Origin of the sequence: Pseudomonas sp. NBB, from assembly GCF_032701105.1 — a bacterium.
Classification (GTDB): domain Bacteria; phylum Pseudomonadota; class Gammaproteobacteria; order Pseudomonadales; family Pseudomonadaceae; genus Aquipseudomonas; species Aquipseudomonas asiatica.
The window spans coordinates 5075237-5090452 of the sequence record NZ_CP103994.1; the positions used below are offsets into that span (position 1 = coordinate 5075237).

General features: G+C 63.8%; 14 protein-coding genes and 1 pseudogene. 10 read left to right on the top strand and 5 right to left on the bottom strand.

What is annotated here, in order from left to right; genetic code table 11:
* Positions 1-3 precede the first annotated feature (3 nt).
* On the bottom strand, positions 4-723 hold the full coding sequence (gene pcaH / locus NY023_RS23505) for a protocatechuate 3,4-dioxygenase subunit beta (protein WP_024087742.1): 720 nt from the start codon (positions 721-723) through the stop codon (positions 4-6).
* Positions 724-950: 227 nt separating this feature from the next.
* Between pcaH and NY023_RS23510 the strand changes: the two genes are divergently transcribed.
* The 3 genes and pseudogenes from NY023_RS23510 (at position 951) to NY023_RS27840 (ending at position 4001) form a co-directional block, all read left to right on the top strand.
* The gene (locus NY023_RS23510) at positions 951-1835 is read left to right on the top strand and encodes a neutral zinc metallopeptidase (RefSeq protein WP_013974226.1); all 885 of its coding nucleotides are present in this window, start codon (positions 951-953) and stop codon (positions 1833-1835) included.
* 381 nt (positions 1836-2216) lie between these two features.
* Positions 2217-3146, top strand: a pseudogene (locus NY023_RS27835) (methyl-accepting chemotaxis protein); the annotation flags it as partial.
* Positions 3138-4001, top strand: a complete 864-nt coding sequence (locus NY023_RS27840) for a methyl-accepting chemotaxis protein (RefSeq protein ID WP_404940927.1) — start codon at positions 3138-3140, stop codon at positions 3999-4001. The pseudogene NY023_RS27835 and the gene NY023_RS27840, both read left to right, overlap by 9 nt.
* Positions 4002-4139: 138 nt before the next feature.
* Here the strand turns inward: NY023_RS27840 and ggt are convergent, their stop codons facing one another.
* The 3 genes from ggt to NY023_RS23530 form a co-directional block, all read right to left on the bottom strand.
* Entirely contained in the window at positions 4140-5807 is a 1668-nt protein-coding gene (gene ggt / locus NY023_RS23520) for a gamma-glutamyltransferase (RefSeq protein ID WP_013974228.1), read from the bottom strand.
* Positions 5808-5924: 117 nt separating this feature from the next.
* Positions 5925-6821 (bottom strand): LysR family transcriptional regulator, encoded by an 897-nt coding sequence (locus NY023_RS23525; protein WP_024087744.1) that lies wholly within the window; start codon positions 6819-6821, stop codon positions 5925-5927.
* A 182-nt stretch (positions 6822-7003) separates the two neighbouring features.
* Complete coding sequence (locus NY023_RS23530) at positions 7004-7594, bottom strand: NAD(P)H-dependent oxidoreductase (protein ID WP_013974230.1); 591 nt, start codon at positions 7592-7594, stop codon at positions 7004-7006.
* Positions 7595-7752: 158 nt separating this feature from the next.
* Between NY023_RS23530 and NY023_RS23535 the strand changes: the two genes are divergently transcribed.
* Complete coding sequence (locus NY023_RS23535) at positions 7753-8067, top strand: putative quinol monooxygenase (protein ID WP_003258316.1); 315 nt, start codon at positions 7753-7755, stop codon at positions 8065-8067.
* Here the strand turns inward: NY023_RS23535 and NY023_RS23540 are convergent.
* Positions 8057-8821 carry a sulfite exporter TauE/SafE family protein gene (locus NY023_RS23540; RefSeq protein ID WP_013974231.1) on the bottom strand — a complete coding sequence of 255 codons (765 nt, stop codon included), beginning with the start codon at positions 8819-8821 and terminating at the stop codon, positions 8057-8059. The genes NY023_RS23535 and NY023_RS23540 overlap by 11 nt on opposite strands.
* Before the next feature lie 77 nt (positions 8822-8898).
* On the opposite strand from NY023_RS23540, the gene NY023_RS23545 reads away from it, so the two are divergent.
* The 6 genes from NY023_RS23545 (at position 8899) to NY023_RS23570 (ending at position 15216) form a co-directional block, all read left to right on the top strand.
* Entirely contained in the window at positions 8899-9780 is an 882-nt protein-coding gene (locus tag NY023_RS23545; protein WP_013974232.1) for a LysR family transcriptional regulator, read from the top strand.
* 519 nt (positions 9781-10299) lie between these two features.
* Positions 10300-10905, top strand: a complete 606-nt coding sequence (locus tag NY023_RS23550; RefSeq protein ID WP_013974233.1) for a CDP-alcohol phosphatidyltransferase family protein — start codon at positions 10300-10302, stop codon at positions 10903-10905.
* 30 nt (positions 10906-10935) lie between these two features.
* On the top strand, positions 10936-12690 hold the full coding sequence (locus tag NY023_RS23555; RefSeq protein ID WP_044047159.1) for a bifunctional alpha/beta hydrolase/class I SAM-dependent methyltransferase: 1755 nt from the start codon (positions 10936-10938) through the stop codon (positions 12688-12690).
* Entirely contained in the window at positions 12691-14154 is a 1464-nt protein-coding gene (locus NY023_RS23560; RefSeq protein ID WP_024087746.1) for a phosphatase PAP2/dual specificity phosphatase family protein, read from the top strand. It begins immediately after the preceding gene.
* Positions 14151-14582, top strand: a complete 432-nt coding sequence (locus NY023_RS23565; protein WP_013974236.1) for a hypothetical protein — start codon at positions 14151-14153, stop codon at positions 14580-14582. The genes NY023_RS23560 and NY023_RS23565 overlap by 4 nt, the downstream gene beginning before the upstream one ends.
* A 10-nt stretch (positions 14583-14592) precedes the next feature.
* Positions 14593-15216, top strand: a complete 624-nt coding sequence (locus tag NY023_RS23570; RefSeq protein WP_013974237.1) for a lysophospholipid acyltransferase family protein — start codon at positions 14593-14595, stop codon at positions 15214-15216.

Sequence of the window (15216 nt, forward strand, 5' to 3'; positions counted from 1 at the left end):
TCCTCAGCAGTTTTCGAAGTGGGTCTTGCGCTGGCCGCGCAGCACGATGTCGAAGCGGTAGGCCAGGCAGTCCATCGGGTTGGCGTTGCTCATGTCGAGCTTGGCGATCAACTGCTGCACGGCTTGCGGGTTGGCGATCGACTTGACGATCGGGCACATCGGGATCAGCGGGTCACCCTCGAAGTACAGCTGGGTAATCAGCTTGGTGGCGATCGACGGGCCGCTGATGGCGAAGTGGATGTGCGCCGGGCGCCAGTCGTTCGGGCCGTTGCGCCATGGGTACGGGCCCGGCTTGATGGTGCGGAAGCTGTAGTAGCCATCACGGTCGGTCAGGCAGCGGCCGACGCCACCGAAGTTCGGGTCCAGCGGCGCCAGGTAGCGGTCGTTCTTGTGACGGTAGCGGCCGCCGGCGTTGGCTTGCCACATTTCCACCAGGGTGTTCGGCACAGGCTTGCCGTACTGGTCGACGATACGGCCGGCAACGATGATGCGCTCGCCGATCGGCAAGCCGCCGTTGTTGAAGTTCAGCAGCAGGTCATGGTCATGGGCGCCGAAGCCCAGGTGGGAAAAGTCCGGGCCGGTGGTTTCGCTGATCGACTGCGGGATGCTGACCAGTGCCTGGCGTGGCGAACGGGCAATGGACGTCTTGTAGTCAGGCGTAAGAGCTTTCGGGTGCCAGTTGCGATCACGGATCACGAAGCGGCTGTTGTCCTGGGCGGGCATGCCGGTTTCCTCTCTTGGAATTATGGAAATGCGCGGGGGGATTATTTGAACCCCTGTCGCGGGCAAGCCCGCTCCCACATGCAGTTTCAGGCAGGTAGCGCGCAATGAATATTGAAATCAGCCACATCAAACATAACCATTTGGTTATGCATAAGCACCTTGGCCTGACACTCGCCGCTGTCGTGGACTAATCTTTGTCTTCTTGTTTCACGCTTCGGAGAGCATTCATGGATTGGCGAAAAGGCCGACGCAGCGACAATGTGGTCGATGCCCGAGGCGAAGGTGGTGGCGGCGGCATGCGTTTCGGCGGCGGCAAGGGGCTCGGGCTTGGTGCGGTGCTGCTGATTGTCGGTATCGGCTGGCTCACCGGCCAGGACCCATTGCAGATTCTTGGTCAGCTCGCCGGCCAGATGGAGCAGCAACAGCAGGCACCCAGCAGCGCGGGCGGCAAGGCGCCGCCGGCCAACGACCAGCAGGCCGAGTTCGTCGCCTCGATCCTGGGCGACACCGAAGACACCTGGAAAGCCCTGTTCGCCGAGGGCGGCAAGCAGTACCGCGACCCCAAGCTGGTGCTGTTCAGCGGCCAGGTCAATTCGGCCTGTGGCTTTGCCTCGGCGGCGGTGGGGCCGTTCTACTGCCCGGCAGACCAACGGGTCTACCTGGACATGTCGTTCTTCCGCGAAATGGAAACCCGCTTCGCCGCCGCCGGCGACTTTGCCCAGGCCTACGTGATCGCCCACGAAATCGGCCATCACGTGCAGACCCTGCTGGGCGTGTCGGCCAAGGTCGATGCCGCGCGCCGCAGCGGCCAGCGCATGGAAGGCGACAATGGCCTGCTGGTGCGTCAGGAACTGCAGGCCGACTGCCTGGCCGGTGTATGGGCCTACCAGGCGCAGAAGCGCCTGAACTGGCTGGAGCCGGGCGATGTCGAAGAGGCCCTGAACGCGGCCAATGCCATTGGCGATGACCGCTTGCAGCAGCAAGGCCGCGGGCGCGTGGTACCAGACTCGTTCACCCACGGCACCTCAGCGCAACGGGTGCGCTGGTTCAAGACCGGGTTTGCCGAGGGTGAGGTGAACCGCTGCGATACCTTCAGCGCGCGCAACCTTTGAATAGCTTCCAAAACCCACGCGATCCCTGTAGGAGCGGCTTTAGCCGCGAACACCGGCAAAGCCGGTGCCATCCACCGCGAAGGGCTGCAAGGCAGCCCCAATCAAACCAGTTACAAATCTGCTGAAAAAGCGTTTCAGCTTCCTCCATCACTGCCGATAACCCCTGCACGAATCAGCGGGCATCCAGAACAACAACGCCTGGCGATCGAAGATCAAGCGAGCGAAAACAACTTCTGGAGAGCGTGCATGAACAGCTGGTTCGCCAACATCAGCGTCAACCTCAAACTCGGCCTGGGCTTCGGCCTGGTACTGATCCTCACCGGCCTGCTGGCCCTGACCGGCTGGACCAGCCTGGGCAGCCTGATTGACCGCAGCAACTGGATGGGCGATATCGGCCAGCTCAACAAGGACCTGACCGACCTGCGCATTGCACGCCTGCAGTACATGATCGCCAACGGTGACGATGCTGCCGCCGCCAACACCCAGACCAAGCTTGACGCCTTCAGCAAGCAACAGGCCTACCTGGCCAGCACCTTCAAGAGCCCGGAAAACATCAAGCTGCTAGGTGAACTGGGCGAGACCATCAGCGCCTACAAGGTGTCGCTGAACAAGATGCGCCAGGGCTACGATGCCACCCGCACCGCGCGCACGGCCATGGACGGCTCGGCCAGCCGTGCCGACCAGGCCATGGACGCCCTCAGCCAGGAAGTCATGGCACGCCCCGAAGCCGACAGCGTGCGCCTGGCCCAGTACCAGCTGATCAGCAAGGCCCGCCAGCAACTGCTGCAGGTGCGCATCGACGTACGCGGCTACATTGCCGAAAACAGCGCTGCCAACGAGCAGGCAGCCCTGCGCCAGCTGGACACCGCCCTGGCCGAAATCGACAACCTCAAGCGCCAGCTGCCGGCCGAAGACACGCGCCTGCGACAGTTCGAAGGCTCGGTGCTGGCCTACCGTGAAGCCGTACGTCAATTCCGCGATGCGGTCGCCAACATCACCACTGCGCGCGCCGAGATGACCGTTCAGGGTGCCGACATCGTCAAGCGCAGCGACGCTCTGTACCAGATCCAGCTGCAGCGCCGCGACATGGAAAGTACCCAGGCCCGCAGCCTGCAGGCCATCGCCACGCTGCTGGCGCTGTTGGTCGGCGTGCTGGCGGCAGTGCTGATCACCCGGCAGATCACCCGCCCACTGCGCGACACCATGGTGGCAGTTGAAAAGATCGCCAGCGGCGACCTCACCCAGCACCTGCGCGTCACCCGCCGCGACGAACTGGGCGTGCTGCAACAAGGCATCGCCCGCATGGGCACCACTTTGCGCGAGCTGATCAGCGGCATCCGCGATGGCGTCACCCAGATCGCCAGCGCTGCCGAGGAATTGTCGGCAGTGACCGAGCAGACCAGCGCCGGCGCCAACAGCCAGAAGGTCGAGACCGACCAGGTGGCCACCGCAATGCACGAAATGGCCGCTACCGTTCAGGAAGTGGCACGCAATGCCGAGCAGGCCTCGCATGCTGCCACCGGTGCCGATGACGAAGCCCGTGCCGGCGACCGCGTGGTAGGCGAAGCAATTGGCCAGATCGAACGCCTGGCCGAAGAAATGCACCGTTCCACAGAAGCCATGAACCTGTTGCAGCAGGAAAGCCAGAAGATCGGCAGCGTGATGGACGTGATCAAGTCGGTGGCCGAACAGACCAACCTGCTGGCGCTGAACGCAGCGATCGAGGCGGCGCGTGCCGGCGAGGCTGGCCGTGGTTTTGCCGTGGTTGCCGATGAAGTGCGCGGCCTGGCCCAACGCACGCAGAAATCCACCGAAGAGATCGAAGAACTGATCGCAAGCCTGCAGCATGGTACCCAGCAAGTGGCTACGGCCATGCACGGCAGCCGTACCCTGACCGATAGCAGCGTCGAGCTGGCGCGTAAGGCCGGGGCTTCGCTGGAGAGCATCACCAGTACCGTGTCGAGCATCCAGTCGATGAACCAGCAGATTGCCGCGGCGGCGGAACAGCAGAGTGCGGTGGCGGAGGAGATCAGCCGCAGCATCCTGAATGTACGCGATGTGTCGGAGCAGACGGCGGCGGCCAGTGACGAGACGGCGGCGTCCAGCGTGGAGTTGGCGCGGTTGGGTGGGCAGTTGCAGACGTTGGTCAGCCAGTTCCGCGTCTGACCTGAAGACCCTGGGGCCGCTTTGCGGCCCTATCGCGACACAAGGCCGCTCCCACATTGATCGGCGTACGCAGGTCTTTGTGGGAGCGGCCTTGTGTCGCGATAGGAGGGCAAAGCCCTCCCAGCATTCTGGCAGGTATTACTTGACGATCATGCCTACCCCGCGCCCACGCGGATCCGAAGCGGTCTCCAGCTTCGTCCCATCAACCCGGATCGCCTGGATATCCCCCATCTCCCAGCCCTGGTCCTCCAGCACATAGCCCATCTTCTTCAGTTCATCAGCCACCGGCCCGGTAAGCGGTGCATAGCTGTCGAAGTAGATGGTGTCCTTGGGCAGCAACTGATGGTGCACGCGCTGCGCCGCCACCGCCTTGTCCAGCGGCATGCCGTAGTCGTACAGGTTGTTCATCACCTGGAAGATCGAGGTGAAGATCCGCGAGCCACCCGGGGTGCCGATGACCAGCTCGACCTTGCCATCGCGGGTCATCAGGCTGGGGCTCATGGACGACAGCATGCGCTTGCCCGGGGCGATGGCATTGGCATCGCCACCTACCACACCAAAGGCATTCGCCGCCCCCGGCTTGGCGCTGAAATCGTCCATCTCGTCGTTGAGCAGGAAGCCGGCGCCTTTCACCACCACACCACTGCCGTAGTCGAGGTTGAGGGTGTAGGTGTTGCTGACCGCATTGCCCTGCTTGTCGACGATCGAGAAGTGCGTGGTCTGGTGCGGTTCCAGGCCCGGCTTGACCTTGTCGGTATCGGAAATGGCCTTCGGGTTGACCTGCGCGGCGCGCTTGGCCAGGTAGTCCTTGGCCACCAGCTGATCCACCGGCACTTTGGTGAAGGCCGGGTCGCCAAGGTAGTCGGCGCGGTCGGCGAACACGCGCTTCTCGATCTCGGCCAACAGGTGTATGTACTGCGCCGAGTTGTGCGCCACCCCCTTGAAGTCCGCCGCCCGGTTTTCCTTGATACCCAGCAGCTGGGCCAGGGCGACACCACCGGAGCTTGGCGGTGGCGCGGTATACACCACGTTGCCACGCCAGCTCACGGCCATCGGCTCACGCCATACGGCCTTGTAGTCCTTGAGGTCCTGCTTGGTGATCAGGCCCTTGTCGGCCTGCATCTGCGCCACCAGCAGATCGGCGGTCTTGCCCTGATAGAACTCGCTCACGCCCTTGTCGGCGATGCGTTCCAGGGTCTGGGCCATTTCCGGTTGCTTGAAAAGCTCGCCGACCTTCATGTTGCCGAAGTAGTCGTTGAAATTGGTCGCGGTCTTGAACATGCCCTGGGCGTCGTTGCGGTACTGGTACTGCTTGGCCGCAACCTTGAAGCCGTTTTTCGCATAGCCGATGGCCGGGGTCAGCAGTTCGCTCCAGGGCAGCTTGCCGAACTTCTGATGCGCCTCCCACAACCCCATCACCGTGCCCGGAACGCCAGCAGCACGTGCCCCGACCAGGCTGAGGTTTTCGATGACCTCACCCTTTTCGTCCAGGTACATGTTGCGCGTGGCGGCCTTGGGCGCGACTTCGCGGTAATCGAGGAAGTAGGGTTTGCCGTCTACGAACAGGGTCATGAACCCGCCACCGCCGATGTTGCCAGCCTCGGGATAAGTCACCGCCAGGGTGAAAGCCGTGGCCACTGCCGCATCCACCGCGTTGCCGCCTTTCTTGAGGATATCGGCGGCCACCTGTGCACCATATTGATCGGGCGCGGCCACTGCGCCGCCCTCAAGATTGGCGGCATGGACCGAGGAACAGCTCAGGATCGCGGCTGCGAGAGCCAGGTACTGGAACGGAGCAATACGCATGACACTTCCTTGGTGTTGTTTTTGTTGAGCAGTCAGTAAGGCCGAAGCGCTTCGACTGTGCAATCAACCGCAGGAAGTTTCGCCGCCCGTGGACAGGACCTGTCGCGTTCAGGCAACTCAGCTGGCGTACATCGCCAACTTGCGCTGGATGAAATCGAGGAAGCACTGGATACGCAGCGCCAGCTGGGTGTTGCGGTAGTACACCGCATGGATCGGCTGGCGATAGCCGTTGTTGGCTTCGCTCAGCAGCACTTGCAGGCGCCCGGCGCGGATGTCCTCGTGGGTCATGAAGTGCGAAAGGCTGACGATGCCCTCGCCGGCCAGCGCCAATTGGCGCAGGGTCTCGCCGCTGGAGGCGATCAGCGCCGGGCGGATGCTCCAGCGGTCACCCTGGGCATGGCGCAGTGGCCAGTGGTTGAGCGATTCGGGCTGGCTGAAGCCAAGCAGGCAGTGGTTGGCCAGGTCCTCAACCCGCTGCGGCGTGCCGTGTTGCTCGAGGTAGGCCGGGCTGGCCAGCACCTGTACCGGGCTGCATCCCAGGCTGCGCGCGTGCAGGCTGGAGTCGGCGAGTTCACCGATGCGGATTGCCACATCGGTGCTCTGCTCCAGCAGGTCGATGATCAGGTCGTCGGTATTGAGTTCCAGTTCGATGCCAGGGAATTGGCGGCGGAACTCACCGATCCACGGCAGGATGGCATGCAGCATGAACGGCGCGGCGGCGTTGATGCGCAGGCGCCCGGTGGGGGTCTGGCGGTTCATCGACAGGCGCTCTTCCATCTCGTCCATCTGTTCCAGGATCAACCGCGCGCGCTCGAGGAAGAAGCGGCCCTCCTCGGTCAGGTCCATGCGTCGGGTAGTGCGGTTGACCAGCGTGGTACCCAGCTTGCCTTCAAGGCGCGACAGGGTACGGCTGACGGCAGACGGAGTCTGGCCCATCTGCTCGGCAGCAGCGGAAATCGAGCCGCAGTCGATGACGGTGACAAATACCTGGAGTTCTTCGGATCGGGTTTTCACATCTGCGCCTGTGATTGGTCTCTGCAGGGATAGATAGCCGCTTGTCGAGGCCAAGTCCAGCGGTGCCTGTGTTGGCCTCTTCGCGGGTAAACCCGCTCCCACAAGTGCTGCACGGTTGTCAAAGACTGTGGGGTACCTGTGGGAGCGGGTTTACCCGCGAAGAGGCCAGCACAGGAAAAACCTTACTGTGCCTTGCCAAATACCTTGTCCAGATGCGCCTCATAGGCCGCCAAAGCAGCCGGCACATCCGGCCGCTTCATCACATCCACCGCCAGGAAAGTCGGCAACCCGGTCATGCCGAGGAACTGGTTGGCCTTGTGGAATGGGAAGTACACCGCGTCCACCCCCTTGCCCTCGAAGAAATCGCTAGGGTCGTCGAATGCCTGCAGCGGTGCATTCCAGGTCAGCGAAAGCATGTACTGCTTGCCGTGCACCAGGCCACCACTGCCGTACTTCTGCGAGTGGTCCGAACGGGTACGGCCGTCGTTGGCATACAAACTACCGTGGCCGGCGGTGAACACCTCGTCGATGTACTTTTTAACGGTCCATGGCGCGCCCATCCACCAGCCGGGCATCTGGTAGATGACCACATCGGCCCAGAGGAACTTCTCCACCTCTTCCTGGGCATCATAGCCACCGTCGATGAAGGTCTGGCGTACATCGAAACCGGCCCGGTCCAGGTGAGCGATGGCCGCTTCGTGCAAGGTCGTGTTCAGACGACCGTCGGAGTGGGCGAACTGTTTACCACCGTTGAGCAAAAGGATCTTCTTCATGCGGGCCTCGCGGAAAAAAAATTCAGGCCGGCAGGTTAGGGGCTCGCGGGCGCGGGATACAGTAATGCAGCGGCAAAATACAATTGACCTGAAGTCACGAATCAATAATGCATTATTGCTTTAGAATCGCATCACCTCCCATCACCGAGTAGCGACCCATGAGTGAGCAGTACGCCTTCATCCTCAAAGCCAAGACCCGCCCGGAAATGGCTGAAGCGTTCGAAACCCTATTCCGCGCTTACGTCGAGCCAAGCCGCCAGGAGCCGGGCTGCATCGAGTACCACATGCTGCGCGACAAGCAGGACCCGAGCCTGTTCGTGTTCTTCGAGGTCTGGGCCGACAAGGCCGCGCTGGATGTGCATTCGGCACTGCCGCACATGACCGCGTTCTTCGAAAAACGCATGGACTACCTGGAACGCGATTTTGACATCCAGATGATCGACATGCTCAGCGCATCAAGCGCTAACCGCTGATCAGCAAATGGCCGCCGAGCGCGGCCAGGCCGATGAAGAAGCACCGTTTGAACAGCGGCGTACTGATGCGCTGCCGCAGCCACTGGCCGGCCAGCATGCCGACGAAGGCCGGCGCCAGCATCAGCAGCGAAGCACCCAGCGCCTGGCCACCCAGGGCATGCTGCCCGGCCAGGCCAACGGCCAGGGCCAGGGTCGAAACCGTGAACGAAAGGCCCAGGGCCTGGACCATCTGATCCCGATTCAAACCCAGGCTCTGCAGGTAGGGTACAGCCGGTATCACGAACACCCCGGTCGCCGCCGTGACCACGCCCGTGACCAGCCCGCAAAGCGGCGCCAGCCAAAGCTCCCGCCCCGGTGCCAGGCGCAGGCCCGGACCGACCAGCCCGTACAGCGCATACACCATCAAGGCCGCGCCCAGTGCATGTGCGGCCCAAGGGCCGCTGTTGATCCCCAGCCAGGCGCTGCCCAGCAAGGTACCGACGAAGATCATCGCCAGCATCGGCCACAGGCGTGCCAGCAACCTCCGCAGGTGCCCCCCACTGGCCAGCTGCCAGAGGTTGGTGAGGGTCGAAGGCACAATCAGCAATGCCGCAGCCTGCGCCGGTGACATAGCCAGGCCCAGCAGGCCCATGGCGATTGTCGGCAAGCCGAGGCCGATCACCCCCTTCACCGCGCCGGCCAGCAGGAAAGTCAGTACCACCAGCAGCGACAGCGCTGGGCCAATGTTCTGGTAGAAAGCGAGCAAGGTATTCATGGGCCGATGATGGCGTGCGTCGGCCGGGCTGAAAATCTGCCATATACTCAGCCAGACTCTTGCCAGGACAGAGCCACATGCATTTCGACCTGATCGACCTCAGGCTGTTCCAGCACACCCTGGAGTGCGGCAACATCACCGCCGGTGCCAGCCGCAGCCATCTTTCGCTGGCAGCAGCCAGTGCGCGGATCCGCGCCATGGAGGCTTCGCTGGGCATCCCTTTGCTGGAACGCAACCGCCGTGGCGTGCAAGCAACTCTGGCCGGCCAGGCACTGCTGCAGCATGCCCGGCTGATATCGCAGCAGGTCGAGCGCCTGCAGTTCGACCTGGGCCAGTACGTTCAAGGGCAGCAGGGCCAGGTGCGCCTGCTGTGCAACACGGCTGCACTCACGGAATACCTGCCGGAGCTGCTGGCCGGCTACCTGGCTGAAAACCCAGGCGTCAGTGTGGATGTGCAGGAGTTGCCGAGCCTGCGCATCGTGCAGTCGATTACCCAGGGCATGGCGGACCTGGGCATAGTTTCAACCGCCGCCCCCAGCGAGCACCTGCAGACCCGGCCGTTTCGCGAAGACCCACTGGTGCTTGTAACGCCGCAGCGCCATCCACTGGCCAGCGAGGAAGCGCCGAGCTTCATCGATAGCCTGGCCCATGGCTATGTCGGCCTGGGTGCCGGCAGTGCACTGGCGTTGTACCTGGAAGAGCAGGCACTGCGCGAGGGCCGGCGCATGCGGGTTCGGGTGCGTGCCGAAGGGTTCGATGGCGTGATCCGCATGGTTGCGGGCGGAGCCGGAGTAGGGATTGTGCCGCTGGCTGCGGTGAAGCGCTGGCAAGGGGTGTTGCCGTTGCACTGGGTGGCGATGACGGAACCATGGGCCAATCGCCGGTTGCTGGTGTGTGCACGCGACTTTGCGGCATTGCCGGGGTATGCCGCAGGGTTGGTAACCACCCTCACCCGCTGACGAAGTGGATGGCACGGGCTTCGCCCGTGTTCGCGGGTGAACCCGCTCCCACAGGATATGTGGTAGCTCTCGGATGGACGCTATACCTGTGGGAGCGGGCGAGCCCGCGAAGCAGGCACCGCGATTGATGGCACGGGCTTCGCCCGTGTTCGCGGGTGAACCTGCTCCCACAGGATGTGTGGTATCTCTCGGCTGGACACTATACCTGTGGGAGCGGGCGAGCCCGCGAAGCAGGCACCGCGATTGATGGCACGGGCTTCGCCCGTGTTCGCGGGTGAACCTGCTCCCACAGGATGTGTGGTATCTCTCGGCTGGACACTATACCTGTGGGAGCGGGCGAGCCCGCGAAGCAGGCACCGCGATTGATGGCACGGGCTTCGCCCGTGTTCGCGGGTGAACCTGCTCCCACAGGATGTGTGGTATCTCTCGGCTGGACACTATACCTGTGGGAGCGGGTTTACCCGCAAAGAAGGCTCACACACAATGGCGCCATAACGCCCCACCGAAAAGGACTTTCCAGTGGCATCGATCTACCAGCTCAAACCGCACTTCCAGGCCATGCTACGCCCTGCTGTCCAGCGCCTCCATGACCGCGGTGTCACCGCCAACCAGGTCACTGTCGCCGCCGCCCTGCTGTCAATCCTGCTGGGCCTGCTGCTGGCTGCCCTGCCCCATCTCACCTGGCTGTTCATCCTGGTGCCAGTCTGGATGCTGCTGCGCATGGCACTGAACGCTGTCGACGGCATGCTCGCCCGCGAGTTCGGCCAGCAATCCACCCTCGGTGCCTACCTCAACGAACTGTGCGACGTGATCGCCGATGCCGCGCTGTACCTGCCCTTCGCCCTGCTGGCCGGTGTATCGCCAACCTTGGTCGTGCTCGTGGTGCTCAGCGCCACCTTCAGCGAATACGCCGGTGTCATGGGCCCACTGGCCGGTGCTTCACGGCGCTACGATGGCCCAATGGGCAAGAGCGACCGGGCCTTTGCCTTCGGTGTGCTGGGTACCGGTGTCGCTCTAGGCCTGCTGAATGGCACCTGGCTCAACGGCTTGTTGCTGGTCATCCTCGCACTCTCGCTCTATACCCTCTACAACCGGGTTCGCCAGGGGCTGGCCGAAACCCGCTGAGCCCACTGCCGTCGCAAAAGGATGTCGACCATGCGCCAAGCGCAAGCGCTGCACTTCTCCACCCATGACGGCGTCGAGCTGCATTACCGTCACTGGCCTGCCACGCGTAACCAACACCAGCCACGCCGGGCCGTGGTGATGTTCCATCGCGGCCACGAACACGGCGGGCGCATGGCACACCTGGCCGACGAGCTGGACATGCCGGGCTACGATTTCTTCGCCTGGGATGCCCGCGGCCACGGCCATTCGCCGGGCGCGCGTGGCGACAGCCCGGGCTTCGCCACCAGCGTGCGCGATGTGCAGACCTTCATCGAGCACATCCAGGCCAGCCATGGCATCGCCGAACAGGACCTGGTGGTGCTGGCGCAGAGCGTAGGGGCCGTGCTCGTGGCCACCTGGGCCCACGACTACGCGCCCAAGGTGCGCTGCCTGGTGCTGGCCTCGCCAGCGTTCAAGGTCAAACTGTATGTGCCGTTCGCCCGCACCGGCCTGAAACTGCTGAAAGCCTTGCGCGGAAACTTCTTCGTAAACAGCTACGTCAAGCCCCGCCTGCTCACCCACGACCCCGAACGGGTCATGTCGTACGTGGCCGACCCGCTGATCAGCCGGCCGATTTCGGTGACCATGCTGCTGGGCCTGTACGAAGCCGCCGACCGGGTGGTGGCGGATGCCCAGGCCATTCAGTTGCCAACCCAGCTGCTGGTGTCCGGTGCCGACTTCGTGGTCGAACGCCAACCGCAGGAACGCTTCTTCGAACGCCTGGGCAGTGCGCGCAAGGAAATGCACATCCTGCCAGGCTTTTTCCACGACACCCTTGGCGAGCGTGACAGGGCCCATGCCTTGCGGCGCATCGAGCGGTTTGTCGAACATTGCTTCGCCAGCCCCGCCGCCCTGCCGTCACTACTCGATGCCGACAAGATCGGCGCCAGCTGCGCCGAAGCCGAAAGCCTGGCCGCACCGCTGCCGCGCAACTCGCCCCGCGACCTTTACTGGCGTGCTACCCGTGCCGGGCTGCGGCTGGGCAATGGGCTGTCCGAAGGTGTGAAGCTGGGTTTCGATACCGGTTTCGACTCGGGCAGTACCCTGGACTACGTGTACCGCAACCAGCCGACCGGCAAAGGCAAGCTCGGCCGCCTGATCGACCAGAACTACCTCGACGCCATCGGCTGGCGTGGCATCCGCCAGCGCAAGCTTCACGTAGAGGAACTGCTGCGCCTGGCCATCGACCGCCTGCGCGAACAGCAGCGGCCGGTGCACATCGTCGATATCGCCGCCGGCCATGGCCGCTACATTCTCGAGGCCCTGCAGGAGCTCGAACAGCTGCCGGATTCGATCCTGCTGCGTGACTACAGCGAACTGAACGTGCAGCAAGGCAGCGCACTGATTGCAGAAAAGGGCCTGGCCGACATCGCCCGCTTCGTCCAGGGCGATGCCTTCGACCGCCAGAGCCTGGCCACCCTGGAACAACCACCGACCCTGGCCGTGGTCTCCGGCCTGTACGAACTGTTCGCCAGCAACCAGTTGGTAGGCAACTCGCTGGCCGGCCTGGCGGATGCGCTGGAAGATGGCGGCTATTTGGTCTACACCGGCCAGCCGTGGCACCCGCAACTGGAAATGATCGCCCGCGCCCTCACCAGCCACCGCGGCGGGGAGGCCTGGGTGATGCGTCGCCGCAGCCAGGCCGAAATGGACCAGCTGGTAGAAGCGGCCGGGTTCCGCAAGCTGGCCCAACGCATCGATGAATGGGGCATTTTCAGCGTCAGCCTGGCACAACGGGTGCGCTGAATGAGCCCATCACGCGAGCCCCGGCTGATCCGCCGAGGCGTGTTCTGGCTTCTGTTGCTGGGGCCGCTGTTTTTCCTCAGTTACGGGCTGGCGAACAACCATACCGCCGGGCGCAGTGATGTCGGCAGCCTGGTGTTCGGCTGGGAAAGCCGCATGCCGTTGTGGCCGTGGACGATCATCCCGTACTGGTCGATCGACCTGCTCTACGGTTTGTCCTTCCTGCTGCCACGCACGCGCCAGGAAATGGACCGGCACGCGCTGGCGCTGCTCACCGCGCAGCTGATCAGCGTCAGCTGCTTCCTGCTCTGGCCGCTGCGTTTCACCTTCGAGCGGCCGGAACTGGGCGGGGTGTTCGGCTGGATGTTCGATGTGCTCATGGGCTTCGACAAGCCGTTCAACCAGGCACCGTCGCTGCATATTGCCCTGCTGGTGATCATCTGGACGATGTTTGCCCGGCACGTGCAGCGCCAGCCCTGGCGTTGGCTGATGCATGGCTGGATGGCACTGATCGGGGTGTCGGTGCTGACCACCTGGCAGCACCATTTCGTCGACGTGCCGACCGGGGCATTGGCGGGGTTCGTCTGCGTCTGGTTGTGGCCACATCAAGGGCAACTGCCCTGGCAGCAGGTGCGCCTTGCGCGGGATGCCAAGCGTTGGCGGTTGGCGTTGTTCTATACAGTGGGTGGGCTGCTGTGCGCAGTGCCTGCCGTTGCGTTGGGCGGCGCCTGGCTGTGGTTGACCTGGCCGGCCGTGTCGCTGGCTTTGGTGGCGCTGAACTATGGCGTGCTCGGTGCAGGCGGGTTTCAGAAAGGCGCCGATGGGCGCTTGTCGAATGCAGCCAGCTGGCTGCTGGCACCGTACCTGATTGGGGCGTGGGTCAACTCGCGGTTGTGGACCTGGCGGCACCCGCAGGCGGATGAAGTGTGTGATGGCGTCTACCTTGGGCGGATTCCTGGGTGTGGCGCGCAGTTCGCTGCGGTGGTCGATTTATGCGCAGAACTACCGTGCATTGTTGGCCGCCCTGTCGCGGACACTTGTGGGAGCGGCCTTGTGTCGCGAAAGGGCTGCGAAGCGGCCCCAGATTTTCAGCTTCGCAGCAGATATTGCTGGGTCCGCTTCGCGGCCCTTTCGCGACACAAGGCCGCTCCCACAGGGTCCGCGTCAGCCGGTCAGGCAGCGCATGGCTACGCATGTTTTCCTACCTTGGACCTGATCGCCCCGGAAAGCCCATTGCTGCACCAAGCCGCCGTCGCCATCGAACGCCTGCGCTCGCAAGGCCCGGTGCTGGTCTGCTGCGCCCTGGGCTATTCGCGCAGCGCCAGCGCCGTGGCAGCCTGGCTGGTGCTCACGGGCCGCTGCAGTGATGCTCGCCAGGCCGAAGCGCTGATCCGCAAGGCCCGCCCTGGCGTGGTGCTGCACAGCGCACACCGCCAGGCCTTGCAACAGCTAGGGACACAACCATGACGCTGTACGTGGTGGCCAGCCTGCTGGGCCGAGGCAAACAACTGGAACGCCTGTCGGACGGCCTCACCCTGCTGGCCCTGGCCTACGGTTTGGCGCCCTTGCTGGGTGCCCAATTGCAACCGCTGGCCAGCCTGCTGTGCATTGCGCTGCTGGTACTAGGCGTGCTGCACAAGTACTGGGCCGTCCGTGTGGCCATCGATGCCCAATTGTTCGCCCGCCTCGCCGCCAGCCGCGACCTGGCGGCGGACACCCAGGCCCTGGACCACGCACTGTTCGAGCTGAAACTCAAACCGCAGGCCGCCGACACCCGAGCATGGCCTGCCCGTAGCCGGGCCGCGCTGGCCCTGTTGCGCCGCCAGGCAGTGTGCCTGGGCCTGCAGCTGTCGCTGGCCTTGGCTACCCTGCTGACACTGCCTTTGAAGGGATGACTACCGATCCATGCTCGCCAACCTGACCGCCTACCTCATCACTTCCGCCGCCCGCCTGATCACCGGTGCCCGCGCCCTGTGGCTGGGCTGCACGCCGCTGCCGGTGCAGCGCCTGTATTTCGCCAACCACAGCAGCCATGGTGATTTCGTGCTGCTGTGGGCCTCGCTGCCGCAGCCGCTGCGCAAGCGTACCCGTCCGGTAGCCGGTGCCGATTACTGGGCCAAGCCGGGTATTCGCGATTTTCTTATCCGCAAGGTGTTCAACGGTGTGCTGATCAACCGGCAACACAGCGCCGGCCAGGGCAGCCCGTTGCAGCCGATCCTCGAAGCAGTGGCCCAGGGCGACTCGCTGATCTTTTTCCCGGAGGGCACTCGCAATCTCGGCGACGAGCCGCTGATGCCGTTCAGGAGCGGGCTGTACCACTTGGCAGCAGCCAACCCCGAAGTCGAACTGGTGCCGGTATGGATCGCCAATCTCAACCGGGTGATGCCCAAAGGTCGCGCCCTGCCGTTGCCGTTGTTGTGCACATTGAGCTTTGGCGAGCCGCTGCACCTGCAGGCGGATGAAAGCAAGCAAGCCTTTCTCGAGCGGGCCAGCCGGGCCTTGCTGAACCTGGCCCCCAAGGATGCCTGA

What these genes read in the sequence shown, in the direction of transcription:
- pcaH (WP_024087742.1), bottom strand. Translation starts at nt 723, where the DNA reads ATGCCCGCCCAGGACAACAGCCGCTTCGTGATCCGTGATCGCAACTGG.
- NY023_RS23510 (WP_013974226.1), top strand. Translation starts at nt 951, where the DNA reads ATGGATTGGCGAAAAGGCCGACGCAGCGACAATGTGGTCGATGCCCGA.
- NY023_RS27840 (WP_404940927.1), top strand. Translation starts at nt 3,138, where the DNA reads ATGGGCACCACTTTGCGCGAGCTGATCAGCGGCATCCGCGATGGCGTC.
- ggt (WP_013974228.1), bottom strand. Translation starts at nt 5,807, where the DNA reads ATGCGTATTGCTCCGTTCCAGTACCTGGCTCTCGCAGCCGCGATCCTG.
- NY023_RS23530 (WP_013974230.1), bottom strand. Translation starts at nt 7,594, where the DNA reads ATGAAGAAGATCCTTTTGCTCAACGGTGGTAAACAGTTCGCCCACTCC.
- NY023_RS23535 (WP_003258316.1), top strand. Translation starts at nt 7,753, where the DNA reads ATGAGTGAGCAGTACGCCTTCATCCTCAAAGCCAAGACCCGCCCGGAA.
- NY023_RS23540 (WP_013974231.1), bottom strand. Translation starts at nt 8,821, where the DNA reads ATGAATACCTTGCTCGCTTTCTACCAGAACATTGGCCCAGCGCTGTCG.
- NY023_RS23545 (WP_013974232.1), top strand. Translation starts at nt 8,899, where the DNA reads ATGCATTTCGACCTGATCGACCTCAGGCTGTTCCAGCACACCCTGGAG.
- NY023_RS23555 (WP_044047159.1), top strand. Translation starts at nt 10,936, where the DNA reads ATGCGCCAAGCGCAAGCGCTGCACTTCTCCACCCATGACGGCGTCGAG.
- NY023_RS23560 (WP_024087746.1), top strand. Translation starts at nt 12,691, where the DNA reads ATGAGCCCATCACGCGAGCCCCGGCTGATCCGCCGAGGCGTGTTCTGG.
- NY023_RS23565 (WP_013974236.1), top strand. Translation starts at nt 14,151, where the DNA reads ATGACGCTGTACGTGGTGGCCAGCCTGCTGGGCCGAGGCAAACAACTG.
- NY023_RS23570 (WP_013974237.1), top strand. Translation starts at nt 14,593, where the DNA reads ATGCTCGCCAACCTGACCGCCTACCTCATCACTTCCGCCGCCCGCCTG.